General features: G+C 71.3%; 19 protein-coding genes, 1 tRNA gene and 3 pseudogenes. 5 read left to right on the forward strand and 18 right to left on the reverse strand.

The window, feature by feature from the left end; translation table 11 throughout:
* The first annotated feature begins 19 nt into the window (after nucleotides 1-19).
* Together ACYQ1L_RS16540 and ACYQ1L_RS16545 are read left to right on the forward strand one after the other, a co-directional pair.
* Nucleotides 20-1258 (forward strand): annotated as a pseudogene (locus ACYQ1L_RS16540) (IS256 family transposase).
* Nucleotides 1259-1336: 78 nt separating this feature from the next.
* Nucleotides 1337-1678 (forward strand): annotated as a pseudogene (locus ACYQ1L_RS16545) (tyrosine-type recombinase/integrase); the annotation flags it as partial.
* A gap of 29 nt (nucleotides 1679-1707) precedes the next feature.
* Here ACYQ1L_RS16545 and ACYQ1L_RS16550 read toward each other — a convergent pair.
* The 12 genes and pseudogenes from ACYQ1L_RS16550 to ACYQ1L_RS16605 form a co-directional block, all read right to left on the reverse strand.
* Nucleotides 1708-1798 (reverse strand) — tRNA-Ser (locus ACYQ1L_RS16550).
* Nucleotides 1799-1869: 71 nt separating this feature from the next.
* On the reverse strand, nucleotides 1870-2310 hold the full coding sequence (locus ACYQ1L_RS16555; RefSeq protein WP_460005116.1) for a pyridoxamine 5'-phosphate oxidase family protein: 441 nt from the start codon (nucleotides 2308-2310) through the stop codon (nucleotides 1870-1872).
* Between the two features lie 19 nt (nucleotides 2311-2329).
* On the reverse strand, nucleotides 2330-3382 hold the full coding sequence (locus ACYQ1L_RS16560) for a hypothetical protein (protein WP_460005117.1): 1053 nt from the start codon (nucleotides 3380-3382) through the stop codon (nucleotides 2330-2332).
* Between the two features lie 19 nt (nucleotides 3383-3401).
* Nucleotides 3402-3908: a hypothetical protein gene (locus ACYQ1L_RS16565; RefSeq protein WP_460005118.1), complete on the reverse strand. Its 507-nt coding sequence runs from the start codon at nucleotides 3906-3908 to the stop codon at nucleotides 3402-3404.
* Between the two features lie 95 nt (nucleotides 3909-4003).
* Nucleotides 4004-5686, reverse strand: a complete 1683-nt coding sequence (gene cydC / locus ACYQ1L_RS16570) for a thiol reductant ABC exporter subunit CydC (protein ID WP_460005842.1) — start codon at nucleotides 5684-5686, stop codon at nucleotides 4004-4006.
* Nucleotides 5687-5887: 201 nt separating this feature from the next.
* Nucleotides 5888-7492, reverse strand: a pseudogene (cydD, locus tag ACYQ1L_RS16575) (thiol reductant ABC exporter subunit CydD); the annotation flags it as partial.
* 76 nt (nucleotides 7493-7568) lie between these two features.
* On the reverse strand, nucleotides 7569-8594 hold the full coding sequence (gene cydB, locus ACYQ1L_RS16580) for a cytochrome d ubiquinol oxidase subunit II (RefSeq protein ID WP_460005119.1): 1026 nt from the start codon (nucleotides 8592-8594) through the stop codon (nucleotides 7569-7571).
* Nucleotides 8595-8608: 14 nt separating this feature from the next.
* Nucleotides 8609-10021 (reverse strand): cytochrome ubiquinol oxidase subunit I, encoded by a 1413-nt coding sequence (locus ACYQ1L_RS16585; RefSeq protein WP_460005120.1) that lies wholly within the window; start codon nucleotides 10019-10021, stop codon nucleotides 8609-8611.
* On the reverse strand, nucleotides 10008-10739 hold the full coding sequence (locus ACYQ1L_RS16590; RefSeq protein WP_460005121.1) for a helix-turn-helix transcriptional regulator: 732 nt from the start codon (nucleotides 10737-10739) through the stop codon (nucleotides 10008-10010). The genes ACYQ1L_RS16585 and ACYQ1L_RS16590 overlap by 14 nt, the downstream gene beginning before the upstream one ends.
* 122 nt (nucleotides 10740-10861) lie before the next feature.
* Nucleotides 10862-11134 carry a DUF6457 domain-containing protein gene (locus ACYQ1L_RS16595; protein WP_460005122.1) on the reverse strand — a complete coding sequence of 91 codons (273 nt, stop codon included), beginning with the start codon at nucleotides 11132-11134 and terminating at the stop codon, nucleotides 10862-10864.
* The gene (mobA, locus tag ACYQ1L_RS16600) at nucleotides 11131-11850 is read right to left on the reverse strand and encodes a molybdenum cofactor guanylyltransferase (protein WP_460005123.1); all 720 of its coding nucleotides are present in this window, start codon (nucleotides 11848-11850) and stop codon (nucleotides 11131-11133) included. The genes ACYQ1L_RS16595 and mobA overlap by 4 nt, the downstream gene beginning before the upstream one ends.
* A gap of 5 nt (nucleotides 11851-11855) precedes the next feature.
* Nucleotides 11856-13088 (reverse strand): molybdopterin molybdotransferase MoeA, encoded by a 1233-nt coding sequence (locus tag ACYQ1L_RS16605; protein WP_460005124.1) that lies wholly within the window; start codon nucleotides 13086-13088, stop codon nucleotides 11856-11858.
* 104 nt (nucleotides 13089-13192) lie between these two features.
* On the opposite strand from ACYQ1L_RS16605, the gene radA reads away from it, so the two are divergent.
* On the forward strand, nucleotides 13193-14575 hold the full coding sequence (gene radA, locus ACYQ1L_RS16610; protein WP_460005125.1) for a DNA repair protein RadA: 1383 nt from the start codon (nucleotides 13193-13195) through the stop codon (nucleotides 14573-14575).
* A gap of 106 nt (nucleotides 14576-14681) precedes the next feature.
* On the opposite strand, the gene ACYQ1L_RS16615 is transcribed toward radA, so the two are convergent.
* From ACYQ1L_RS16615 to ACYQ1L_RS16625, 3 genes are all read right to left on the reverse strand, one after another.
* Nucleotides 14682-15092 carry a dehydrogenase gene (locus tag ACYQ1L_RS16615; protein ID WP_460005126.1) on the reverse strand — a complete coding sequence of 137 codons (411 nt, stop codon included), beginning with the start codon at nucleotides 15090-15092 and terminating at the stop codon, nucleotides 14682-14684.
* A gap of 295 nt (nucleotides 15093-15387) precedes the next feature.
* Nucleotides 15388-16056: a hypothetical protein gene (locus ACYQ1L_RS16620; protein WP_460005127.1), complete on the reverse strand. Its 669-nt coding sequence runs from the start codon at nucleotides 16054-16056 to the stop codon at nucleotides 15388-15390.
* Between the two features lie 61 nt (nucleotides 16057-16117).
* The gene (locus tag ACYQ1L_RS16625; protein ID WP_460005128.1) at nucleotides 16118-16618 is read right to left on the reverse strand and encodes an amino-acid N-acetyltransferase; all 501 of its coding nucleotides are present in this window, start codon (nucleotides 16616-16618) and stop codon (nucleotides 16118-16120) included.
* Nucleotides 16619-16899: 281 nt separating this feature from the next.
* Between ACYQ1L_RS16625 and ACYQ1L_RS16630 the strand changes: the two genes are divergently transcribed.
* Nucleotides 16900-17193: a hypothetical protein gene (locus ACYQ1L_RS16630; protein WP_460005129.1), complete on the forward strand. Its 294-nt coding sequence runs from the start codon at nucleotides 16900-16902 to the stop codon at nucleotides 17191-17193.
* Nucleotides 17194-17309: 116 nt separating this feature from the next.
* On the opposite strand, the gene ACYQ1L_RS16635 is transcribed toward ACYQ1L_RS16630, so the two are convergent.
* On the reverse strand, nucleotides 17310-19832 hold the full coding sequence (locus ACYQ1L_RS16635; RefSeq protein WP_460005130.1) for an ATP-dependent Clp protease ATP-binding subunit: 2523 nt from the start codon (nucleotides 19830-19832) through the stop codon (nucleotides 17310-17312).
* A gap of 354 nt (nucleotides 19833-20186) precedes the next feature.
* A complete protein-coding gene (locus tag ACYQ1L_RS16640) occupies nucleotides 20187-20609 on the reverse strand; it encodes a YbjQ family protein (protein WP_460005131.1) in 423 nt (140 codons plus the stop codon).
* 112 nt (nucleotides 20610-20721) lie between these two features.
* Here ACYQ1L_RS16640 and ACYQ1L_RS16645 point away from each other — a divergent pair, with 112 nt between their 5' ends.
* Nucleotides 20722-21975: an LCP family protein gene (locus ACYQ1L_RS16645; RefSeq protein ID WP_460005132.1), complete on the forward strand. Its 1254-nt coding sequence runs from the start codon at nucleotides 20722-20724 to the stop codon at nucleotides 21973-21975.
* Between the two features lie 295 nt (nucleotides 21976-22270).
* On the opposite strand, the gene ACYQ1L_RS16650 is transcribed toward ACYQ1L_RS16645, so the two are convergent.
* Nucleotides 22271-23830, reverse strand: a complete 1560-nt coding sequence (locus ACYQ1L_RS16650) for an HNH endonuclease signature motif containing protein (protein ID WP_460005133.1) — start codon at nucleotides 23828-23830, stop codon at nucleotides 22271-22273.
* Nucleotides 23831-23884 lie beyond the last annotated feature (54 nt).

Consider the following 23884-nt stretch of genomic DNA (forward strand, 5'->3'; position numbering starts at 1 on the left):
CTCGAAAGGAACCACGACGATGACCGTCGCACCCCACGATATCGACCCTGCCCGTTTCCTCTAAGACCATCTCGCGCAAGCCTCCCCGGACTTGCTGCGGGAGATGCTCGGCACGTTCATCAACCAGTTGCTCTCCGCCGACGCGGACCAGGTCTGCGGCGCCTCCTATGGCACGATCAGCGACGACCGAATCAACCGGCGCAACGGCTACCGGCACCGCGACTTCGACACCCGCGCCGGCACGCTCGACCTGAAGATCCCCAAGCTGCGGCAGGGGACGTACTTCCCGGAATGGCTGCTGGAACGGCGCCGCCGCGCGGAGGCCGCACTGACCACCGTCGTCGCGACCAGTTACCTGCTGGGCGTGTCCACCCGGCGGATGGACGACCTGGTCAAGACGCTCGGGATCACCGGGCTCAGCAAGTCGCAGGTCTCCGAGATGGCGAAGGATCTCGACGAGCAAGTCACCGCGTTCCGCACTCGTCCCCTGGACGCCGTCCCGTACTCGTTCGTCGCCGCCGACGCGCTCACGATGAAGGTCCGCGAAGGCGGCCGGGTCGTCAAGGTCGCGGTGCTGGTCGCCACGGGCGTGAACGCGGACGGATACCGCGAGATCCTGGGCCTGCAGGTCAACAGCACCGAGGACGGAGCCGGCTGGCTCACGTTCTGGCGAGACCTCGTCGCACGCGGCCTGACCGGCGTCAAGCTCGTCACCAGCGACGCGCACGCGGGGTTGGTCGCCGCAATCGGCGCGACCGTCGGCGGCTCCTGGCAGAGATGCCGCACCCACTATGCCGCGAACCTGATGAGCGTGACCCCGAAGAGCTCCTGGCCATGGGTGAAGACGCTGCTCGGGACGGTGTTCGACCAGCCCGACGCTGACGCGGTGCACGCCCAGTTCGGCCGTGTCCTCGACGCCCTCGAACACAAGCTCCCGCGCAGCTTCGAGCACCTCGACGCCGCACGCGAGGAGATCCTCGCGTTCACCGCGTTCCCCAAGAGCATCTGGCGTCAAATCTGGTCCAACAATCCGAACGAGCGCCTCAACCGAGAGATCCGCCGACGCACCGACGTCGTCGGGATCTTCCCCAACCGCGACGCGATAATCCGCCTCGTCGGTGCCGTCCTCGCCGAGCAACACGACGAATGGGCCGAGCAACGCCGCTACCTCGGACTCGACGCCCTCGCCGCCGCACGACGCGTCGGCGAACCCACCGACGAGGTGATCGAACCCGACCTCCGCGCCCTCACCGCCTGACACACAAGCATCGAAGGATCACGAATCAGATACACCACGTCCAAGGACTTGACCCTGATCCTGCCGAACTCGCAGGATGGCTGGTTCGCTGCCGCGGTACGGCGATGCCAGCGAAAGGACGCACGCTTTCTACGTGTTACACCGCACGACCTCAGGCACACGACAGCGAGTCTTGCGATCAGCTCGGGAGCTAACGTCAAAGCCGTACAGCGCATGCTCGGCCACGCATCCGCGGCTATGACGCTCGACACCTACGCAGACCTCTTCGAGGACGATCTGGACACGGTCGCCCTATCTCTCGAGGCAGCACGCCGCAGCGCGTCCGAGAGCATGTTCCAGACAACAATTCGTCGGGAAAGTGTCCCAATTCTGTCCCACGAGCTGCCTCAACCCAACAGCAGAGGCCCCGTCATCCCTTGAAAACACTGGGATGTCGGGGCCTCGCACGGTGGCGGTGACGGTGGGATTTGAACCCACGGTAGGGGGTTACCCTACACAACTTTTCGAGAGTTGCACCTTCGGCCGCTCGGACACGTCACCGCGGACAAGCTTACGCGACGCCGGGATCGATCGCGAATCGAGCAGATCCGGCCGGGCGCGTCGTGAATCAATCAGTCGGCCCGCACGCGGAAGCGCCGCCCCATGATCTCCCGCGGGTCGATCCGGACGTAGTTGTACTTCGCCGTGGGGTTGGCGCTGACCAGATCGTGCACGCCCGAGGCGACGATCTCGTCGTCGGTGTCGAGCCGTGCGGCCATGCCGCGGATGACGACGCTCCAGGCGATGCCATCCGCGATCGCATCGACCTCGAAGGCCACCCGGGCATCGCGCACGATGTCGACGAGCTTCGCCCCGGGAGCCGAGCGCAGATAGATCCGCTCGTCGTGCACCAGGTAGTTGATCGGGAAGATGTCGGGCGCTCCGTCCTTGCCCAGCACCGCGAGACGCCCCACGGTCTGAGAGGCGAGCGCAGCCCAGCACTCCTGGAGCCGCAGGCCCTCGACCTCCGCAGAGAGCGGCCGGCCGATCGGATCCTCGTTCATGTCCCTCATCCCTTCGTTCCTTGCCCCATCACCAGACCGCGGCGACCTCGGCGTGCGTGCGGAGGATACCCTCCGTGGATCCGGCGGGCGCGCGGCCGATGCCGCACTCCGTCGCGACACCGAACTCCGCGACATGCGCCGAGGCGGCCGCGATGCGGCGCGCGGCGCCCTCTGGGCCGTCCTCGCGGTGCACGAGACCGAGATACAGCTCGGTGCCCTCCCCCAGGGCGAGCCCGTCGAGCGGGGCGAAGTACGCATCGTCGTCGCGTTCGATCGGCACGGGCAGGTGCAGCCAGGTGAGCGGGCGATGCACCGCCGCCACCACTGCGTTCGCGTAGCGCACGAGCGTTCCCGCATCGGCCGGCTCGATGAAGTGCCGCTCGGCGGCGTCGCCGTAGCAGAGGTGCACACCGGCCTCGACGTCGGCGGGCACCGCGTCGATCAGCGCCGCGAGCCGGGAGACGAGACCGCCGAACGGGTCGCCCGGCCACCACGCCTCCATGACCTTCCCGTAGCCGGCGGCGCGCTCGATGATGCCGATCTCGCTCGCCACGTCCCATTGGATCGCGAGGTCGGCGTGCGGGATCGCAGCGAGGATCTCGTCGAGCTCGCGCAGCATCGCGGCCGTGTACACGGGCTCGATCGCCGCGCGGTCGTCGCCGGAGAAGAACGACGCGATCACGGCGAGCGGCGTGGGCAGCGACACCTGGAAGCGCACGCCCTCAGCGATCGCGCCCTCGTCGCGGAGCCGCCGGAAGATCTCGTACGACTCGCGCGCTGCGGCGGCGTAGCCGAGCGGGGGCAGCGCGATCGTCGCCGCGTCCACGCCGTCGGCGATCCGCAGCGGCCGGGCGTCGAGGCCTGCGCCGAACGGGATCCGCTCCGCGCCGACCCGCTCGATCCCTTCGGCCTGGCCGAGCACATCCGGCTGGAACATGATCCAGTGGAACCGGATCCCGACCTCGCCGTCGGGGATGCGCTTGAGCCGCGGTCCGAGGAGCTCCGCCGCGGTGCGCATCGTGGTCTCGGCGTCGTCGTAGTTCACGCTGCCGACGAGCAGCGCTCCGCGGGGGTTCGTCATGCTGAAAGCGTAGAGCGCTTCAGCCCGTCGCAGGCGTCGTCGCGCGGCCGCCCACCCCGGAGACCGCGACGAGCACGGTCGCCATGACCGTGGCGACCAGCAGCACCGGCCCGCCCGCCCACGGGGTCGCCGAGACGTTGTTCATCGCCATCCCGGTCAACCCCAAGACCACGCACGCCCCGATCCCGCCGAGGATACCCAGCACGATCGCGAGCACGCGCAGGAGCACGCTCACCCGCTCCGCGAACATGACCAGGAACACCACGATGATCAGCAGGGCGACGACGATCAGCAGACCGATGAAGCCGATGCGGATCAGCTGCTCCTCCTCGTCCTGGCCGAGCAGGGTCGCCGCGGTGAACGCGGATACAGCGAGGTGCCGCCCCTCCCCCAGCGGAGACACCACGAACGGGAGGAGCTCTCCGGCGACGAGCAGGGCCACCGTCAGCGCGCCGATCACGATCCGCGGAACCGAGAATCTGCGTCCGCTCGCCGTCGTCGACTCCACCCGTGTCTGATCCGTCATGCGATCCCCCTCGTCCACGCGCCTCAGCCTACGCACCGGCCAGGACCGGCGGCCAGAGCGGCGACGCGCGCGGCGATCCGTGGCCGGGGCCGGCCTCAGGAGTTGCGGACGGACAGGATCCGGCCGTCGTCGAGCCGGACGGTCCGGTCGATGGTCCCCGCGGGCGGCGCCACGTGCGAGATGAGGATGACCGTCTGGGATCCGGCTGCGCCGAGCAGGTCGCGCAGGAGCGCATCGGAGGCGTCCGGATCCACCCCCGCGGTGGGTTCGTCGAGCACGAGCACCTCGAACCCGCGCAGAAGGGCCCGGGCGAGCGCGATGCGCTGAGCCTGCCCGCCGGAGACCAGGGCGCCGCGCTCCCCCACCCGCGCGTCGAGCCCGCCCCGCTCGCGCACCCACGCGCCGAGCCCGACGCGATCGAGCACCGCGAGGAGTTCGGCGTCGGTCGCGGTGTCGCGCGCGAAAAGGAGGTTCTGCCGCAGGTCCTCATCGAAGAGCATCGGATCCTGTTCGCACAGGCCGACGTGGCGGCGCAGCTCCGGCCCCGGCACGCGGCCGGCGTCACCGGCGCCGATGCGGTAATCGCCGTCGAAGCGCAGGAACCCGACGAGGACCGCGGCGAGGGTGGACTTGCCGGCGCCGCTGGACCCGGTCACGAGGATGCGCTCCCCCGGGGCCGCGTCGAGGTCGAGACCCTGCAGCGCGGGCGCCGCCGCGCCCGGCCATGACGCCGTCACCCCGCGCAGCCGCACTGCCCCGCCGTCGATGCGTCCCTCGCCCGCGCCGCCGCGCACCTCGGCGGGGAGCTCGGGGATCCGTCCCTCCCCCGCGTCGCCGCGCACCTCGGCGGGGAGCTCGGCCGGCAGCAGCGCGTGGATCCGCTCCGCGCTCGCGCGCACCCCGCGCCAGGCCGAGGCCGCCTGCGGCACCGCGGAGAACACGTCGAACACGGCCATCGGCAGCAGCACGGCGACCGCGAACCACGGTGCGTCGACGGCGCCGCCCGGCTGCCCCGGGGCCGCGAGGGCGAGCGCCGCGATCGAGGCCGCACCCGCGGCGAGCGAGATCACGGCGGACGACAGGGCCTGCGCAGCGGCCGTGCGGGTGACCGTGCGCCGCAGGGCGTCGTCGGCGGCGCGGATCCGCTGGCGCGCCGCGGGCTCGGCGCCGTACGCCTGCAGCACGTCGAGGGCGGTGAGCTCGTCGACGAGGGCGCCGGCGAGGGCCGCCCGATCGCGGCTGAGCGTGCGCTCCGCGCGGGCGCCGACGATGCCGCCGAGCATCACGGCGCCGGCGACCGCGACCACGAGGCAGACGGCGAGGGCGAGCGCGGCCGACGGGGCGATGAGCGCCAGCACGCCGATCGACACGACCGCGACCACGCCGCCGGTGAGCAGCGGCTGCACCACGCGCAGGGGCAGGTTCTGCAGATTCTCCACGTCGTCGACGAGGGCGGTGAGCACCGCGCCGCGGTCGGTGGATCCGAGCCCCGCCGGGGCGAGCGGCGTGAGCCGGCGCACCACCGCGGCGCGCAGGTCGGCGAGACGGCCGAGCGCGGCGTCGTGCCCGGCGAGGCGCTCGAGGTACCGGGTGACCGCGCGGGTCACCGCGAAGAACCGCACCCCGACGATCGCGACCGACAAGGGCACCAGGTTGTCGACGAGCGACGCGGTGACGATGAGCCAGCCGCTCACGAGCAGCAGGCCCACCGCCGCCGCGGCCGACGCGATGCCGGCCAGCACGGCCGGGGCGAACCGGCGCGCCCGCGGCATCGCCATCCGCAGGATCCCTCCAGCCGACGCCGGAAGGTCGGGGATCGGATCCGGATCCGCGTGCTCGGGGTCGTTTCCGGGCTCATTCCCGCGTTCAGGTCGCACTTTCTGCTCTTCCCGCACGTCCGGAAGAGCAGAAAGTGCGACCTGAGCGGAGGTGGATGCGGCTTCGGGGGCTGCGGCCAGCGGAGAGATCCGCACCACCTGGTCCGCGATCGCACGGGCGGTGGCCCGGTGCGACACCAGCAGCACCGTCACTCCGTCGTCGGCGACGCGGCGGATCGTCTGCCAGAGGCGCTCCTCCGTGGCGGCGTCGAGGGCGCTGGACGGTTCGTCGAGCGCGAGCACACGTGCCCCGGATGCGAGTCGGTACAGCGCGCGGGCCACGGCGACGCGCTGCGCCTGCCCGCCGGACAGCCCCGCCCCCTGCACACCGAGCTCCTGCTCCGGATACAGGTCGGCCGCCGCAGCGTCGGCGAGGGCGGCGCGCACCCGGGCGGCGGCGGGCGCAGGGTCGCCGAGGGCGACGTTCGCGGCGATCGTCCCCCGGATCAGCCCGGGGCGCTGGCCGGCCCAGGAGAGCCACGCGGCCGGATCCGCATCCGCGACGCCCTCGACCTCGACGGTCCCGTCGTAAGAAGCGGCACCGCGCAGCGCCGCGAGCAGGCTGGACTTGCCGGATCCGCTCCGTCCCTCGAGCAGCGTGACGGTGCCCGGCTCCGCGGTGAACGACACCGGAGGGAGGATCCGCTCCCCGTGCCGCACGGCGACGGAGTGGAATGTCACACGCGCGCGGGCGGCCGCACCGGTCGGGACGACGGGCGCCGGAGTCCCTGCGACAGGCTCAGGGACCGAAGGATCCGGATCCGGATCCGCGTCCAGGATCTCGAAGACGTCCTCGGTCGCGGCCACGCCCTCCGCCGCGGCGTGGAACTGCACGCCCACCTGGCGCAGCGGCAGGAACGCCTCGGGCGCGAGGAGCAGCACGAACAGCCCGACGCCGAGCCCCAGCTCCCCGTTCAGCAGCCGCAGCCCGACCGACACCGCGATGATCGCGACGGCGAGCGACGACAGCAGCTCCAGGGCGAAGCCGGACAGGAACGAGTACCGCAGCACGCGCATGGTCTCACGGCGGTACTGCTCCGCGGTCTCCCGCATGCGGACGGCGGCGCGCCGCTCCCGGCCGAACAGGCGCAGGGTCGCCAGCCCCTGCATGGTGTCCGCGAACCGCGCGGCCAGCGTCTGCAGCACGGCGAGCTGCCGGCGCTGCACCCCGCGGGTCGCGAGCCCGATGAGCACGAGGAACAGCGGGATCAGCGGCAGGGTGACGGTCGCCGCCAGGCCGCTCGGCCAGTCCTGCCACCACATCACGGCGACGAGCGCCGGCGTCGCGATCGCGGTGAGCACGAGCTGCGGGATGTAGCGGGCGAAGTACGGATCCAGCGCGTCCAGTCCGTGCCCCGCGGTCACGGCGAGCGCGGCGCGGTTGCGGGTGCCCAGCCACTCCGGCCCGCGACGGGCGATCGCGTCGATCAGCGCGGCCCGGAGCTCGCGCCCCGTCTGTGCGGCGGCCCGGGCGCCCCACGCCTCGGAGGCCCACAGCAGCACGGCGCGCACGAGCACCACGAGCGCGAGCCACGGCAGCTGCGGGAGCGGGGAGCGCCCATCGGCGACCGCCGTGATCCCCGCCGCGAGCAGCCCGGCGAACGCGAGGGTGACCGCGGTCTGGGCGAGGGCGATGCCGGCCGACACCGCGAGGTACGCCCGGGCGGCCGGTGCCCACCGCAGCAGCCGCGGATCGATCGGCTTCATCGGAGGGCACCGCGTTTCGTCTCGGTCGCGCTGCGCGCGTCCTCGCTCAACGTCCCCGGGACGAGGTCGGTCGACTTCATGCGTGCGCGGGCGCCGCCTCGATCGTCGACCGGCGCACGCGCTTGCGGAACACCCAGTACGTCCATGCCTGGTACGCCAGCACGAGCGGCATCGCGATGAGCGCCGTCCAGCTCATGATCTGCAGCGTGAGCGGCGTGCTCGACGCGTTCTGGATGGTGAGCGAGTTCGCCGGGTCGATGGTCGACGGCAGCACGTTCGGGAACAGCGCCGAGAACAGCATGAGCACGGCCGCGAGGATCGTGACCACCCCGGCGGCGAAGGCCCAGCCGTCCCGTCCCCGCAGCGACAGGATCACCGACGCGATGAGGAACACCGCCGCCACGGCGCCGAGGACGATCACCGCGCCCAGCAGCGAGGGCCGTCCCGCGGCGATCACGATCGTCCACACCACGGTTCCCGCCGCGGCGAGCACGGTCGGCAGAGCCGCCACCCGGGCCACCCGGCGGGCGCGCTCGTGCACGATGCCGTCGGTCTTCAGCGCCACGAAGTACAGCCCGTGCAGGAAGAACAGCAGCAGCGTGGTGACGCCCACGAGCAGACCGTAGGGGTTCAGCAGGTCGAGCAGGGATCCGCGGAACACGTGCTTCTCGTCGAGCGCGACGCCCTGCACGATGTTGCCGAAGGCGACGCCCCACAGCAGCGCGGGGGCGGCGGATCCGATCACGATCATGGTGTCGAAGCGGTTCCGCCAGCGCGGGTCGTCCTTCTGGTGCCGGTACTCGAACGAGACGCCGCGCAGGATGAGCGCGAGCAGGATCAGCAGCAGCGGCAGGTAGAAGCCGCTGAACAGGGAGGCGTACCACTCCGGGAACGAGGCGAACAGGCACGCGCCCGCCACGATCACCCAGGTCTCGTTGAGGTCCCAGATCGGGCCGATCGTGTTGATCGCCTGGCGGCGCGAGACGTCGTCACGGCCGAGGAACGGCAGCGACATGCCGACGCCGAAGTCGAAGCCGTCGAGCACGAAGTAGCCCACGAAGAACAGGGCGACGATCCAGAACCAGAGCGTGGCGAGATCCATGTCCGTCTCCGTCCTCAGTACACGACCGACGGGACGGGGGCGTCCTCGTCGTGCTTCTCGGTGGTGTCGGGCCCCTTCTGGGCGGCCCGGATGATGAGCCCGACCTCGACGACGGCGAGGGAGGCGTAGATCAGCGTGAAGGCGATGAGCGAGATGAGCACCTCGACCCCGCTCACGCCGGGCGAGACGCCGTTCTTGGTCGTCATGAGGCTGAACACGATCCAGGGCTGCCGGCCCATCTCCGTGAACACCCAGCCGACGATGTTGGCGCCGAGCGCGAGCGGGAACGACCAGATGGCGATCTTCCACATCCACGGCGCCGGCGGCTTCTTGGCGCTCTTGCGCGTGATCCACAGGCCGACGAGGGCGATGAAGGCGTGCAGCATGCCGAGGCCGATCATCCAGCGGAACGCCCAGTAGGTGATCCACAGCACGGGGGTGAACTCGGTGAGGCCGGTCGAGGCGAACTGGTGGGCGTACTGGGCGTTGAGGTCGTTGATGCCCTCGACGCAGCCGTTCAGCTCGTGCGTCGACAGGAACGCGAGCAGATACGGCACGCGCAGCGACCAGATCTCCCCGGTGCCGTCGGGCGTGCCGATGGAGAACAGTGAGAAGGAGGCGTCCGCCCCGCAGCTGGAGTTGAACATCGCCTCGGCGGCGGCCATCTTCATCGGCTGCGTGCTCACCATCGCGAGCCCCAGCTGGTCGCCGGAGAGGACGACGCCGGCCGTCGCGACGAGCATGCCCCACAGGCCGAACTTCAGCGCCGGACGCAGCGTGTCGACGTGCTGCCCGCGGGAGATGTGCCAGGCCGAGACCGAGATCACGACACCGGTGGCGAACATGAGCGCGCCGAAGATCGTGTGCGGGAACGCGGCGAGCGCGACCTTGTTGGTCAGCAGCGCCCAGAAGTCGGTGAGCTCCGCGCGGTTCGTCGCGGCGTTGTAGGTGTAGCCGACCGGGTTCTGCATGAAGGCGTTCGCGGCGATGATGAAGTACGCCGAGAGGATCGTGCCGATCGCGGTGCCCCAGATCGTGGCCAGGTGCACCTTCTTGGGCAGCTTGTCCCAGCCGAAGATCCACAGCCCGATGAACGTCGCCTCGAGGAAGAAGGCGAGCAGGCCCTCGAACGCGAGCGGCGCGCCGAACACGTCGCCGACGAAGCGCGAGTAGTCCGACCAGTTCATGCCGAACTGGAACTCCTGCACGATGCCGGTGACCACGCCCATGGCGAAGTTGATGAGGAAGATCTTCGCGAAGAACCGGGTGAGGTGCAGGTACTCGATCTTCCCCGTACGCACCCACACGGTCTGGAAGATCGCGGTCACCGTCGCCATGCCGATCGTGAGCGGCACGAACAGGTAGTGGTAGACGGTCGTCAGCCCGAACTGCCATCGGGAGAGGACGAGGGGATCAAGCCAGTCCATGCGCGACGCCTCCTGTGTTCGCGGATCCTGCTCTCGTGCCGGATCCGGTCGTCATGTCGGATCCTGCCGTGCCGGATCCGGCCGTGCTCGGTCCGGCCGTGGTCGATTCGACGCGGAGGAGCTCGACGGTGCACTCCTCCGGCCGCTCGGTCGTGCGCACGCAGCCCGCGGCGAGCGGGCCGCCGGCCTGCGCCAGCACCCCCTGCATGAGGCCGAGGTGCACCTGGCACAGCACCGGCCGGTGCTCGGGGCGGGCGGCCGCGTGCGGGCACGGGGTCAGCTCCACCGTGAGGCGGTCCTCGTCGATCACCGGCTCGAAGCCGCTCTCCTCGAGATGCTCGACGAGGGCGTCGAGCTGGTACGTGGCGCTCTGCCCGAGCCCGGACGGGTCGGTGCGCAGCATGCGGCGCAGCAGGTCGCCGCGCCGCGCCGCGTCACCCGCCTTCTGCTTCGCGACGGGACTGGTCGCTCCGGGCGCACCGGTGGCGGCGCTGTAGAGCACGCGCGGCCGCCCCCTCGTCGTGCGGTGCTCGGTGGCCTGCACGACGTAGCCGCCCTCGATCAGGCGCTGCAGGTGCTCGCGCACCGTGTTCGGGTGCAGCCCGGTGGCCTCGCACAGCTCGCCGATCGTGCGGTGGGACCTCGACTGCACGAGATGCAGGATCCGCACGCGCGAATAGCTGGAGATCGGCCCGCAGACGGGCCCGGCGCTGGCCATGGCTCCATACTCGCATCGGCGGTGCATGCCGATGCGCTGCAGGGCCGTGAATAATGCCCGTGGTGATAGGAGCTTCGGATCGCGACCATGCGGATCGCGGATCCAGGCCCCGCGGCGTCGCTCTACTCGGCCCGGTGGGCCTGCGCGAGCTCGGAGATCACGGAGACGACGGCGCGCACGTCGCCGGGGCTGCCGCCCGCACGGCCGGCGACGAGGCCGGCCACGAATGCGCTGAACGGCGCGGCGGGGCGGGCGACGCCGTTCGCGACGTCGCGGGCGAGGTCGAGGATCAGGGCGATCGGCAGGTCCTCCTCGGCGAGGCCGAACCGTTCGCGCAGGACGGCCGCCCAGTCGTCGAGAGCCTCCGGGGGCAGGGTGCGATCGTTCTCGGTCATGAGGACTCCTCTGATCGTGGGGCGGATCCGGCGGCCTCGGCGCGGGCGCGTTCCAGGTCGTCGGGGGTGTCGATGTCGGCCGTGGTCCCATCCTCGTCCGGGATCCAGCGGATCGGAAGCCCGCCGAGAAGCGCCCGGCACGAGGCGCCGTCGACCTCGCCGAGGGCCGCGAGCGCCGCACGCACGGCGGCGACGCGGTAGCGCCCGGCGAGCCATTGCGGCCGTCCCTCGGCCCGGAACACGACGGCGTCGACGGGATCCGAGCCGGGTTCCGCTTCCGCGAGGCGCGCGATCACGGCCCCGGGGCGCGCGAGGTCTCCAGCGAGGAGCAGGAGCTCCTCCGCCTGGGCGAGCTCGGGGCACGCCAGGGCTGCGGCGAGCGCCGCGACCGGACCTCCGAACGGCGGCTCCTCGCGCACCCAGGTCACGGCGGCCGCTTCCCCGGGCCCGGCATCGGCCCCGCCGCGGTCCGGGGGATCCCCGACGGCGACGACCGTTGCGATCCCGCACTCGGCGAGCGCGCCCCGCGTGCGATCCCACGGCGTGGATCCGCCGAGCGCGAGCAGGTGCTTCGACGCGCCGCCCATCCGGCGGGCCCGTCCGCCCACGAGCACGACCGCCGCCACAGACGCGGTCGCGGGTGCCGGCGAACCCGCGGACCCAGAGGCCGGCGTGCCCGCGGATCCGGACGTCGGCGCGCCCGCGGATCCGGCCACGACGCTCAGCTCAGCTCCATCACGTCGACGAGGTCGCCCACCCGCACCTCGTCGACCTCGGCGGGAACCATGGCGAACGCCGTCGCCGCGCCGAGCCCGACGCTGAGGTGCGAACCGGATCCGCCACGCGTCGCCGGCACGACCGCGCCGTCCACGATCGCCGCGGGCAGATACTGGCGCCGGCCCGGAGGCGTGCGCCAGGCAGCGCCGGCCGGCACGCGCCGCAGCGGCCGGAACACCTCGGCGCGCCCCTGCAGCCGCAGCAGCGCCGGGCGCACGAACACCTCGAACGACACGGCGGCGCTGACCGGGTTCCCGGGCAGGCCGAACAGCAGCACGCCCTCCGCGGTCGCCCCGAAGCCCTGAGGCTTGCCCGGCTGCATCGCCACGGGCCCGAACTCCATCGCACCGGCGAGGCTCTGCCGCACCGGCTCATAGGCACCCGCGCTCACCCCGCCGGAGAAGATCACGACATCGGCGCCGAGCCGCGTGGCGTGCGCGACGACCTCGGCCGGGCCGTCGCCCTCGTCGCGGACTACGGTGCGCAGCACTACCTCCGCGCCGGCCTCGGCGGCGAGCCCCGACAGCAGCAGCGAATTCGACTCCGGGATCTGGCCGCGCTCCAGCGGCGCGCCCGGCGGCACCAGCTCGGATCCGGTCGAGACGACCACCACACGCGGGCGGGGCGCGACCGGCACCTCGGCGACGCCGACCGACGCGAGCGCCGACAGCTGCCGCGGCCCGAGCAGGGTGCCCGCGGCGAGCACCACGGCCCCCGCGGCTGCGTCGCCGCCCGCCCGCCGCACGTGCGCGCCCTCGGCCTGCGGCGCGCGCCGCACCACAGCGGTCTGCAGGGAGTCGGCGAGCCCGCCGGCCGTATCCTCGAAGGGCACCACGGTGTCGGCCTCGGTCGGCAGCGCAGCTCCGGTCATGATGCGCACCGCGCAGCCCGGCGCGACGGGCGGATCGGCGGGGCTGCCCGCGGGGAGGTCCGCGGTGACGCGCAGGGTGACCGGCGCATCCTCGGTCGCGTCGGCGACGTCGGCGAACCGCACCGCGAAGCCGTCCATGGCGGAGTTGTCGAACGCCGGCACGGGGTTCGAGGCGCGCGCGTCCTCGGCGAGCACCCGTCCGCCCGCCTCCGCGATCGGCACGGTCTCGGGCTCTCGCGGTCGCACCGCGGCGAGCACCCGCTCCTGCTGCTCCTCGACCGTGCGGTACGTGCTGCCGTGCCCCATGCGCGCTCCCTCGTGTGTGCTTCCGAGGCTACCGGCCGGTGCGGCGACGCACCGCGGGAGACGGCCCCCGCTCCACTGTCGGCGGGCCCGGCTAGCCTTGCTCCATGGCCTCCCGGAAACCCTCCGCCCCCGCGTACGTCTGCACCGAGTGCGGCTGGACGACGGCGAAGTGGGTGGGGCGGTGCGGCGAGTGCCAGCAGTGGGGCACCGTCGCCGAGCAGGCGGCGCAGACCGGCATCGTGCGCCGGGTCGAGGCGACCGCACCCGCGGCCGGCCGGCGGGCGCGCCCCATCACGGCGCTCACGTCGAAGGAGTCGCCGCGGCGTTCCAGCGGAGTGGCCGAGTTCGACCGCGTTCTGGGCGGGGGCATCGTGCCGGGCGCGGCGATCCTGCTCAGCGGCGAGCCGGGCGTGGGCAAGTCGACGCTGCTGCTGGAGGTGGCCGCGTCCGCCGCCCGCGCGGGGCGGCGCGTGCTGTACGCGAGCGGCGAGGAGTCGACCGCTCAGGTGCGGTTGCGCGCCGAGCGCACCGGCGCGTTGCACGACGAGCTGTACCTGGCGGCTGAGACGGACCTCGGCACCATCCTCGGCCACATCGACGAGGTGTCCCCCGAGCTCGTGATCGTCGACTCGGTGCAGACGGTGGCGTCCGCGCTGTCCGACGGGGCCGCGGGGCAGCCCGCGCAGGTGCGCGAGGTCGCCGCGGCGCTCATCCGGGTGGCGAAGGAGCGGGATCTGCCGATCGTCATCGTCGGCCACGTCACCAAGGACGGTCAGGTCGCCGGCCCCCGGATCCTGGAGCACCTCGTCGACGTCGTCTGCCACTTCGAGGGCGACCGGCAGACGTCGCTGCGCTTCATCCGCGCACTGAAGAACCGGTTCGGCCCGACCGACGAGGTCGGCTGCTTCGAGATGACCGGATCCGGGATCGCGGAGGTGCCGGATCCGTCGAGCCTGTTCCTGTCTCGCGGGCGGCCCGAACCGGGCACCTGCGTGGCGATCGCCCTGGAGGGCCGGCGGGCGATGCCGGTCGAGGTGCAGGCCCTGACGATCCCCACGCAGGCGCCGAATCCGCGTCGCGTGGTGAACGGGCTGGACTCCTCACGCGTCGCGATGGTGCTGGCCGTGCTCGAGCGGCGCGCGGGCGTGAAGACCAGCGACAAGGACGTGTACGTCTCCACCGTCGGCGGGGTGCGGTTCACCGAACCGGCGGCGGACCTGGCGATCGCGATCGCGGTGGCCGGGTCCCTCACCGAGGACGCGGTGCCGCGCACCCTCGCCGCGGTCGGCGAGCTCAGCCTCGCCGGCGAGGTGCGCCCGGTGACGCAGTCGTCGCAGCGACGCTCCGAGGCCGCGCGCCTCGGCTACGCGCACGTGGTCGACGACCGCTCGGCGACCCTGCGCGGCGCGCTCCGCGACGTCAAGGCGCACCGTGCGCCCCGGGTGCCGGCGGCGCGACGGCTGGACGACGAGGTGCCGGCGTTCTGAGCGGGGCCCCGGTTCCTGAGCGAGCGCAGCGAGACGAAGGACGCCCGCGCACCCGGTTCCTGAGCGAGCGCAGCGAGACGAAGGACGCCCGCGCAACCGGATCCGGTCAGGCCTCCAGCGCGCGCAGCAGCTCGGCGGGCGGGGCCTGCATCGGGTGCGGGCCGGCGATGTCCAGGAACACCGTCCTGATCACGTCGCGGTGCGCGGTGAGGAACGAGCGCAGCCACGCGGGCGAGTAGATCCCGACACCGGGAGGCAGGTTGGCGGGCTTGTTCTTCGCGTCGCTGAACAGCAGCAGCGCGACGTCGCCCGTGGCCGGATCCCGGTAGGTCCACACCTCGCCGCCGTCGAGCGGATTGTCCCGGGCACCGGGGCGGATGAGCGGCACGACCGTGTTGCCGTTGCGCAGGGCGAGGGCGACGGCAGCCATGTCCTGCTTCTCGAGCGCCTGGGCGAGGGCCTCGGAGCGGAAGTCCGAGGCGGCGGGAGCCTTCTTCTTCGACTTCTTCGCGGCCATCGTTCCACCTTACGAGACGGGCGCGCCCGCGCAGACCGGAGCACTCCGCCGGAAACGAGAGGAGGACCCCTTCGTCCATCGCTTGGGGACAGATGACGAAGAGGTCCTCGCGTCTTCGAAGACGGACGACGATGCGCTGGGGACGCTGAGATGTCGAAGCCACTGGGGATGGCGACCCGTCACGATGTCGAAGACTTCCTCTATGGTATCCCAGACGGCGGTCAGGGTCGACCGTTTCTCATCAGTTCTCCAGTTTCCCGCACCGCCCGCGCGCGTCGCGCGGGCCCCGCCAGGGTCAGTTGAGCAGGAACTGCTGCGGATTGGTGCTCTTGAAGCCGCCGATCTCGACGGTCAGCCGATAGGCCGCACCGCCGCCCGGTGCGCGCTGCCGGTCCGTCGCCTGACAGGTGTCGACGCTGGAGCGCGTCCGGTCCCACACGACCGGCGTCGAGCTGGTGATCGTCGCACCCGCCTTGATGGTCTGGATCGCGTCGCTCGGCGTCTGCTGGCAGTCGGTCGAGCGCCACCAGGTGTCGCTGCCGCTCGTGATCGTGAACACCTGCGTGGAGGTGCCGACGTTCATCGTGCAGTCCTTCGTGCTGCTGTTGGTCAGCGAGATGGACAGCTGCGGGTTCTCGTCCGCCGAGTAGGTGTCGTGATCGGTGACCGCCGTCACCTGCACCTGCCCGGCCGTGCACGGCACCGGACCGGCGTCCGGCGTGCTCGTGGGTGTGGGGGTCGCGCTCGGATCGGGGCTCGCGTCGGCGGTCGGATCCGGCGTGGTCGGCGGCGAACTGGTCTTCGGCGCGGACGTCGACGGGCTCGGCGTGGGAGCCGGTCCGGATCCGCCGCGCGCGGTGAGCGCCCACACCAGCGCGATCAGCAGCGCCAGCACGACGATGACGATCCCGAGGGCCACGATCCGGCGTCGGCGATAGACGGCGGCGGACTGGCGAGGGGTCATGCTTCCAGGTTATGCGGCGCGCCCTGCCGGATCCTGGACGGCACCCCGCTCGGCGGCAGGGTCACAGGTGCTTGAGCATCCGGGTGTTGCCGAGCGTGTTCGGCTTCACGTGCGCGAGGTCGAGGAACTCCGCGACGCCCTCGTCGCCGCTGCGCAGCAGCTGGGTGTAGACGTCCGGATCCACGACCTGCTCCCCGATCGGCGCGAAGCCGCGGCGCTCGAAGAAGGCGACCTCGAACGTCAGGCAGAACAGCCGGCTGAGGCCCAGGATCTTGGCGTGCGCCTCGAGCTGATCGACGATCGCGCGGCCGACGCCGTGATGCTTCCACTCGTCCTTCACGAGCAGGGTGCGCACCTCACCGAGGTCCTCCCACATCACGTGCAGGGCGCCGCAGCCGATGAGCTCCCCGTCGGCCTCGGCGACCACGAACTCCTGCACGGCGCCGTAGAGCACGGCGATGTCCTTGCCGAGCAGGATCCGTCGCTCCACGAGCGGCCCCAGCAGCGTGTAGATGCCCTGGACGTCACCGGCCCTCGCGGGCCGGACGAGGTAGTCGCTCATCCTCCCAGCCTAGGGCGTGCGACCGTTCCCGAGCGGCGGCGAGCCGCGTCATCCGGTGTCCCCGGTTCGCGGCGCGGACGGCGTTCTGCTATCGTGAGGGGTTGCGCGCCTGGCCCGCCGACGTCTCTTCGGCGCCGCGCCACCCCGGTCCCTGAAGATCTCGAGGACCGCCCGCCCCGGAGTGACATCCGCGATCCGCACCGATGCGTGGTCGCGCGTCCGGGCCGGAACCCGTTTTCCCGGCTGCCCTGCGCGGTCGGAGCACCTGAAGAAGCATCACCATGAACATCACCTGGAAACAGGCCGATCACGACGTGTACGTCGCGACCACCGACGGCGAGTACGCCGGCTTCGTGGCCGTCGACGGCACCAGCCACGTCCTGCACGATCGGCACAGCCGCCGCCTCGGCAGCTACCCGTCCCTCTCCGCCGCCCGCAGCGCGCTGGAGTCCCTCGGCGCGTCCCGCGGCGCGCGGGAGTCCCTCGGCGCATCTGCCGGATCCGCGGCGACCCCGCATCGCCCGCGCCGTTCGGCCCGGAACCGGCGTCGCCCGTCCGCCTCGCGGAGCCGCTGAGCCCAGCCGGGGCTTGGACACGCGAGAGGGACGGGTGCCGAAGCACCCGCCCCTCTCTGCGATACCGGATCCCGATCCGAAGCCGAAACCGAATCTCGATCCCGAACCGGATCCGATCAGGCTCCTGCCGCCAGGTCCGGCGTGGTCGGGATGGTCCCGGCGGTGTTCACGCCGACGGAGACCTTCTCGCCGCGCGGACCGGTGGTGAAGACGAACTTCCCGTCCACCGCGTCCACGTGCACGTGGTCGCCGGGGTTGAGCTCGCCGTGCAGGATCTTCTCCGACAGCTGATCCTCGACCTCGCGCTGCATCGCACGGCGCAGCGGCCGGGCGCCGAGCGTCGGGTCGAAGCCCAGCTCGATGAGGCGGTCCTTCGCAGCGTCCGTCAGCTCCACCGTCATGTCGCGGTCGAGCAGACGGTCGCTCAGGCGCTTCGTGAACAGGCCCACGATCTGGCGCAGCTCGTTCTTGTTCAGCTGCGGGAAGACGATGACGTCGTCGAGACGGTTCAGGAACTCGGGCTTGAAGTTGCGCTTGAGCTCCTCGTCGACCTTGCCCTTCATCCGCTCGTAGGTGCTCTGCGCGTTGCCCTCGATCTGGAAGCCGACCGGACCACCGGCGATCGCCGACGAACCGAGGTTCGTGGTCATGATGATCACGGTGTTCTTGAAGTCGATCACGCGGCCCTGGCCGTCGGTGAGACGACCCTCCTCGAGGATCTGCAGCAGCGAGTTGAAGATGTCCGGGTGGGCCTTCTCGATCTCGTCGAAGAGCACCACGGAGAACGGCTTGCGGCGCACCTTCTCGGTGAGCTGGCCGCCCTCCTCGAAGCCGACGAACCCGGGAGGGGCTCCGAACAGCCGCGAGACGGTGTGCTTCTCGCCGAACTCCGACATGTCGAGGGAGATCAGCGCGCCCTCGTCGTCGAACAGGAACTCGGCGAGCGCCTTGGCGAGCTCGGTCTTTCCGACGCCCGTGGGGCCGGCGAAGATGAACGAGCCCGAGGGGCGCTTCGGGTCCTTGAGGCCGGCGCGCTGACGACGGATCGTCTTGGACAGTGCGGCGATCGCCTCCTCCTGGCCGATGACTCGCTGGTGCAGCGCCTTCTCCATGAAGACGAGGCGGCTGGACTCCTCCTCGGTGAGCTTGAACACCGGGATGCCCGTGGCCTGCGCCAGCACCTCGGCGATCAGGCCCTCGTCGACGACCGCGTTGGTCGCGACGTCACCCGAGCGCCACTGCTTCTCCAGGCGCAGCCGCTCCGCGAGCAGCTCCTTCTCCTGGTCGCGCAGGGCGGCGGCCTTCTCGAAGTCCTGCTCCTCGGAGGCCTGCTCCTTCTCCTCGCGCACCTTCGCGATCTTGTCGTCGAACTCGCGCAGCTCCGGCGGCGACGACAGGATCGACAGGCGCAGGCGGGCGCCGGCCTCGTCGATCAGGTCGATGGCCTTGTCCGGAAGGAAGCGGTCCGACACGTAGCGGTCGGCGAGGTTCGCCGCGGCGACGAGCGCGCCGTCGGTGATCTGCACCTTGTGGTGCGCCTCGTAGCGGTCGCGCAGGCCCTTCAGGATGTTGATCGCGTGGGGCAGGCTCGGCTCGTTCACCTGGATCGGCTGGAAGCGGCGCTCGAGGGCCGCGTCCTTCTCGAAGTGCTTGCGGTACTCGTCGAGCGTGGTCGCGCCGATCGTCTGCAGCTCACCGCGGGCGAGCAGCGGCTTCAGGATCGACGCGGCGTCGATCGCGCCCTCGGCGGCACCCGCACCCACGAGGGTGTGGATCTCGTCGATGAAGACGATGATGTCGCCGCGCGTGCGGATCTCCTTGGTGACCTTCTTCAGGCGCTCCTCGAAGTCTCCGCGGTAGCGGGATCCGGCGATGAGGGATCCGAGGTCGAGCGAGTAGAGCTGCTTGTCCTTCAGCGTCTCGGGCACGTCGCCCTTCACGATCGCCTGGGCCAGGCCCTCGACGACGGCGGTCTTGCCGACGCCGGGCTCGCCGATCAGCACCGGGTTGTTCTTGGAGCGGCGGGAGAGGATCTGCATGACCCGCTCGATCTCCTTCTCGCGCCCGATCACCGGGTCGAGCTTGCCTTCGCGCGCGGCCTGGGTGAGGTTGCGCCCGAACTGGTCGAGCACCTGCGACCCCTGCGCAGCCTGCTGGGCGTTGTCGTGCGCGGCGCCGGAGACGGCGGCGGGCTCGCGCCCCGGGGATCCGGAGAGCATCTGGATCACCTGCTGGCGCACCTTGTTCAGGTCGGCGCCGAGCTTGACCAGCACCTGGGCGGCGACGCCCTCGCCCTCGCGGATGAGGCCGAGGAGGATGTGCTCGGTGCCGATGTAGTTGTGGCCGAGCTGCAGCGCTTCGCGCAGGCTCAGCTCGAGCACCTTCTTCGCGCGCGGCGTGAAGGGGATGTGGCCGGTCGGCTGCTGCTGACCCTGGCCGATGATGTCCTGCACCTGCTCGCGCACGGACTCGAGGGAGATGCCCAGCGACTCCAGTGCCTTTGCCGCGGCTCCCTCGCCCTCGTGGATGAGGCCGAGGAGGATGTGCTCGGTGCCGATGTAGTTGTGGTTGAGCATCTTCGCCTCTTCCTGGGCGAGGACGACGACACGACGGGCTCGGTCTGTGAATCTCTCGAACATGTCACTCCTTGTTCGTTGCCCGTGGTGCGGGCGATGGCACAGTTCGTGCCGGATACATCGAGAGTAACGACCGCGCGAGAGCCGGATGCCGTTGTTCGCCGTGGGCTGACCCCTGCGACGGATCGTGACGGATCCGGCCCTGAGCCTGTCGAAGGGACGGGCCCAGGCCCTTTTCGGTCCCTGAGCCTCGAAGTGAGGGGCTATGGCCTATTCCGGTCCCTGAGCATGTCGAAGGGACGGATCCCGTGAGCAGACCCGGATCCACCTCACGAACGCAGGACGATCGCAACTCGGAAGGAAGATCCGAGCGGATCCGTCCTGCGGAGTTGCGATCGTCCTGAGGAGCGTCGCGGATCAGGCGGCGGGCGGGGCGGGCGGAGCCGGAGGCGCGGGCTGTGCCGGTGCGGGCGGGGCGGGCTGCGCGGCGGGGGCCGGCTGCGCCGCGGCGGGTGCGGGCGCGGCGATCGGCTCGATCAGCACGGCGGTGCCGTAGGCGCACATCTCGCTGAAGCTGCCGAGGGATCCGGAGTCGAAGCGCATGGCGATCACGGCGTTGGCGCCGCGCTGCACGGCTTCGGCCCACATCCGGTTCATCACCTCGTAGCGGCTCTCGTACATGAGCTTCGTGAACTCGGGGATCTCGCCGCCGCCGAGGGCTCGGAATCCGGCCGTGAACCCCTGTCCGAAGTTCGTCGAACGCACGGTGAGGCCCATCACCTCGCCGAGCACCTGGGTCACGCGGTAGCCGGGAACGTCGTTGGTCGTCACCATGAACATGCGCTCATCGTGGCACGGGCGGTGGATCCGGCGCATCCCTCCTCCCGGAATCCGCACAGGTGGGCGCGAGAGGCTCGAAGTCCGCCGACAGGAACGGATCCGGACGATGACGATGAGCCCGCAGCACGCAGCCCGGCGCCGCATGTACCGACGACGCTGCTGGATCGTGGGGATCGTCGCGGTCATCGTGCTCGCGCTCATCGCGGCGGCGGCGTTCGCCGTGATCACCTATGTGGATGCGAACAACGGGATCCGCCGCTCGTCGATCGCCGGCGTGACCGGCCCGAAGCAGAACACGGGTGAGTCGAACATCCTGATCATGGGGCTGGACAGCCGGGTGGATGAAAACGGCAAGCCGTTCCCGCAGGCGATCTACGACCAGATCCACGCGGAGGACGCGTCGGTCGGCGGGTACAACACCAACGTGCTGATGCTGATCCACATCCCGGCGAACGGCGGCAAGGCCGTCGGGATCTCGATCCCGCGCGACGACTACGTGGACTTCCCGGATGCGCCGGGTGGTGTCGAGAAGGGGAAGATCAAGGAGGCGTACGGCGACGCCATGAACGCCTCCTTGCAGAAGCTCGCGGACAAGGGCGTGCCGGAGGCGGACGCGTATCAGCAGTCCCGCACGGCGGCTCGTCAGAGCACGATCAAGACGGTGTCGGCGTTCCTCGGCGGGGTGCGGATCGATCACTTCGTCGAGGTGACGATGGCCGCCTTCTACGAGGTGGCCGAGGCGGTGCAGCCGATCACAGTCTGTCTGAACCACGCGACTGCCGACACGTTCTCGGGGGCTGATTTCCCCGCCGGCGTGCAGCAGCTGAACGCTGCGCAGTCGATGGCGTTCGTGCGGCAGCGTCGCGACACCACGTCGAGTGATTTCGAGCTGACGGATCTGGATCGGACGCGTCGCCAGCAGGCGTTCATCGTGTCGCTGGCGGTGAAGCTCAAGCAGGCGTCGACGTTCACCGACTTCGGCAAGCTGCAGAAGCTCATCGACGTGGCGAAGAAGGATGTGGCGCTCGATTCGGATCTGGATCTGCTGTCGTTCGCCCAGCAGGCGCAGAGTCTGGCCGGCGGCAACATCTCGTTCGTGACCCTGCCGATCGATCACTTCGACACGGTCGATGGTCAGGACGTGAACATCGTCGACCTGGATGCGATCCGCGCGCAGGTGCATGATCTGCTGAACCCGCCGACGGCGACGCCGACTGCTTCTCCGACGCCGTCGGCTTCCGGATCCGGTTCGCCGTCTTCGGGTTCTGGTTCTTCCGGGCCGTCCGGCTCGACGCCGGCGCCGCACCCGGTCTACACGGACTCGTCGACGCCGCTGCAGTCGGGGAACGTCCCCTGCGTGAACTGAGCCCTGCGGTTCCCGCGTACCCCGCTCTCTGAGCTTGTCGGAGGGACCCGCCCAGCCGCCGCGCACCCCGGTCCCTGAGCCCGTCGAAGGGACCCGCCCAGCCGCCGCGCACCCCGACCCCTGAGCCCGTCGAAGGGACCCCGGCCCGCCCCGGCCGTCGCGCACCCCGACCCCTGACCTCGCCGAACGGACCGCGCCCGGCCCGTTGCGCTCCCGGTCGCTGACCTCGCCGAGGGGACCCGCCCCGGCCGAACACACTCCGGCCCGCCCGGCCGCGGGCCCTTCTCGGGTGCGGTCAGGCGGCGGGGCGGAACCGTTTCGGCGGCGGGTCGATGTCGCCCCACAGGTACCGCAGCGGCAGCCGCTGGACCAGAGTCGTGGCGCTCCCGTCGGCGCCGCGCAGCACGAAGTCGCCAGTCCCTTCGCGGGTGATCCGCCACCCGCCGTGATGCAGCTCCATATGGTGGAACCTGCAGAGCAGGATCCCCCGGTCGATGTGCGTGCGGCCCTGATCGCGATGCCACTCGTCGATATGATGCGCCTCGCAGTACGACGACGGCCGGTCGCACCCGGGCCATCGGCATCCACCGTCGCGCATGGCCAGCCCGATGCGCTGCCTGGGCGTGAACAGGCGCTCCTCCCGGCCCACATCGAGCGGGTTGCCGCAGGAGTCGACCGTCACCACGATCGCACCCGCCTCGCACAGCCGCCGCTCGGCGACCGCGGCAGGCACCACGGTGAGGCCGTCCTCCGCGACCGCCACGCGCCCGAACGCGCCGTCGCGGCCGAGGGTCTGCACGAGCCGAAGACCGGCCTGCCTGGCGCCGAACACCGTCGACGCGTCGGCCAGCACGCCGGCGCGCACCACGTCCAGCAGCAGGTCGTAGGCGAGCTGATCATTGGTGCGGGTGTCCGCGGTCAGGTCGGCTGCGGCGGCCTGCTCGTCCGCGTCGACGAACCGCGGACCACCCCGCCGCGGCCGCAACGCCGCAGCGAAGATCGCCTCGAAGAACGCACCGCCCTCGTCGTCGAACACCATGCTCCCGCGTCGGGTGCCCTCGGCGTCGAGCCACGTGCGGAACGCCCGCCTCTCGTACCGCGCCTGCGCCCGTTCCTCGGCGCCGACCGGATCCAGCAGGTCCCGCACGCACCGGGCGTGTGCGATGAGTTCCTCCACGGTGCGCCTCGAAGCTTCCGCCACCAGCTGGGCCGCCGCGGCCGACCACGCCTCCTCGGACCCCGCGGGCGGCTCGCCCAGCCCGCGACGGATCGCGTCGAACTGCGCCGAGGTGAGGCTCCGGCCCCGCAGTGCCGCGCGCAACGACTCGAACCAGGGCAGCACCGGATCCGAATCCGGCCGCGGCGCCGCCGGCTCGTCCGCACCCTCGAACCCCGGATCTGCTCCAAAGTTCGGCTCCGGCCCCGCATCCTCGCCGTCCGGCCCCGGCCCCGGGTCCCCGCCCTGAGACCCTGGATCCGCGTCCGCCGCACTCTCGGGTTCCGGCTCCGGCCCCTCATCGAGAAGCGCCTCGCCCACGCGCACACGCCGGGACGCCTCCGCCTTGCTCATGCCGCCGAGGTCCTGCATCAGCGACGCCGCCGACCGATGCCCCAGCCGCTGTGCGAGCCCCTCATGTCCCGCCCGCCACGACGACCGCGCGTGGAGCACGCCCGCCTCGATCGCCTGCAGCTGCTCGATCAGCACACCGAGCTCGGCTGTCTCCCCGATCGTCGGCACCAGCTCCTCATCGCTCAACCCGAGGATCACGGACAACGCGTCTTCGAGGCTCGCACCCGCGCCGAGCCGACCCCGGAGGGTGGGGATCAGCGATGCGATCTCGTCGAAGGAAGCCATATCTCATGATCTCAGCGACCACCGACATTCGAACATTTATCCACAGGCTGGATC

The organism is Microbacterium xylanilyticum (assembly GCF_054654695.1).

Coding starts and splice junctions, on each gene's coding strand:
- ACYQ1L_RS16555 (WP_460005116.1), bottom strand. CDS start 2,310: ATGAGGGACATGAACGAGGATCCGATCGGCCGGCCGCTCTCTGCGGAG.
- ACYQ1L_RS16560 (WP_460005117.1), bottom strand. CDS start 3,382: ATGACGAACCCCCGCGGAGCGCTGCTCGTCGGCAGCGTGAACTACGAC.
- ACYQ1L_RS16565 (WP_460005118.1), bottom strand. CDS start 3,908: ATGACGGATCAGACACGGGTGGAGTCGACGACGGCGAGCGGACGCAGA.
- cydC (WP_460005842.1), bottom strand. CDS start 5,686: ATGGCGATGCCGCGGGCGCGCCGGTTCGCCCCGGCCGTGCTGGCCGGC.
- cydB (WP_460005119.1), bottom strand. CDS start 8,594: ATGGATCTCGCCACGCTCTGGTTCTGGATCGTCGCCCTGTTCTTCGTG.
- ACYQ1L_RS16585 (WP_460005120.1), bottom strand. CDS start 10,021: ATGGACTGGCTTGATCCCCTCGTCCTCTCCCGATGGCAGTTCGGGCTG.
- ACYQ1L_RS16590 (WP_460005121.1), bottom strand. CDS start 10,739: ATGGCCAGCGCCGGGCCCGTCTGCGGGCCGATCTCCAGCTATTCGCGC.
- ACYQ1L_RS16595 (WP_460005122.1), bottom strand. CDS start 11,134: ATGACCGAGAACGATCGCACCCTGCCCCCGGAGGCTCTCGACGACTGG.
- ACYQ1L_RS16605 (WP_460005124.1), bottom strand. CDS start 13,088: ATGGGGCACGGCAGCACGTACCGCACGGTCGAGGAGCAGCAGGAGCGG.
- radA (WP_460005125.1), top strand. CDS start 13,193: ATGGCCTCCCGGAAACCCTCCGCCCCCGCGTACGTCTGCACCGAGTGC.
- ACYQ1L_RS16615 (WP_460005126.1), bottom strand. CDS start 15,092: ATGGCCGCGAAGAAGTCGAAGAAGAAGGCTCCCGCCGCCTCGGACTTC.
- ACYQ1L_RS16620 (WP_460005127.1), bottom strand. CDS start 16,056: ATGACCCCTCGCCAGTCCGCCGCCGTCTATCGCCGACGCCGGATCGTG.
- ACYQ1L_RS16625 (WP_460005128.1), bottom strand. CDS start 16,618: ATGAGCGACTACCTCGTCCGGCCCGCGAGGGCCGGTGACGTCCAGGGC.
- ACYQ1L_RS16630 (WP_460005129.1), top strand. CDS start 16,900: ATGAACATCACCTGGAAACAGGCCGATCACGACGTGTACGTCGCGACC.
- ACYQ1L_RS16635 (WP_460005130.1), bottom strand. CDS start 19,832: ATGTTCGAGAGATTCACAGACCGAGCCCGTCGTGTCGTCGTCCTCGCC.
- ACYQ1L_RS16640 (WP_460005131.1), bottom strand. CDS start 20,609: ATGTTCATGGTGACGACCAACGACGTTCCCGGCTACCGCGTGACCCAG.
- ACYQ1L_RS16645 (WP_460005132.1), top strand. CDS start 20,722: ATGAGCCCGCAGCACGCAGCCCGGCGCCGCATGTACCGACGACGCTGC.
- ACYQ1L_RS16650 (WP_460005133.1), bottom strand. CDS start 23,830: ATGGCTTCCTTCGACGAGATCGCATCGCTGATCCCCACCCTCCGGGGT.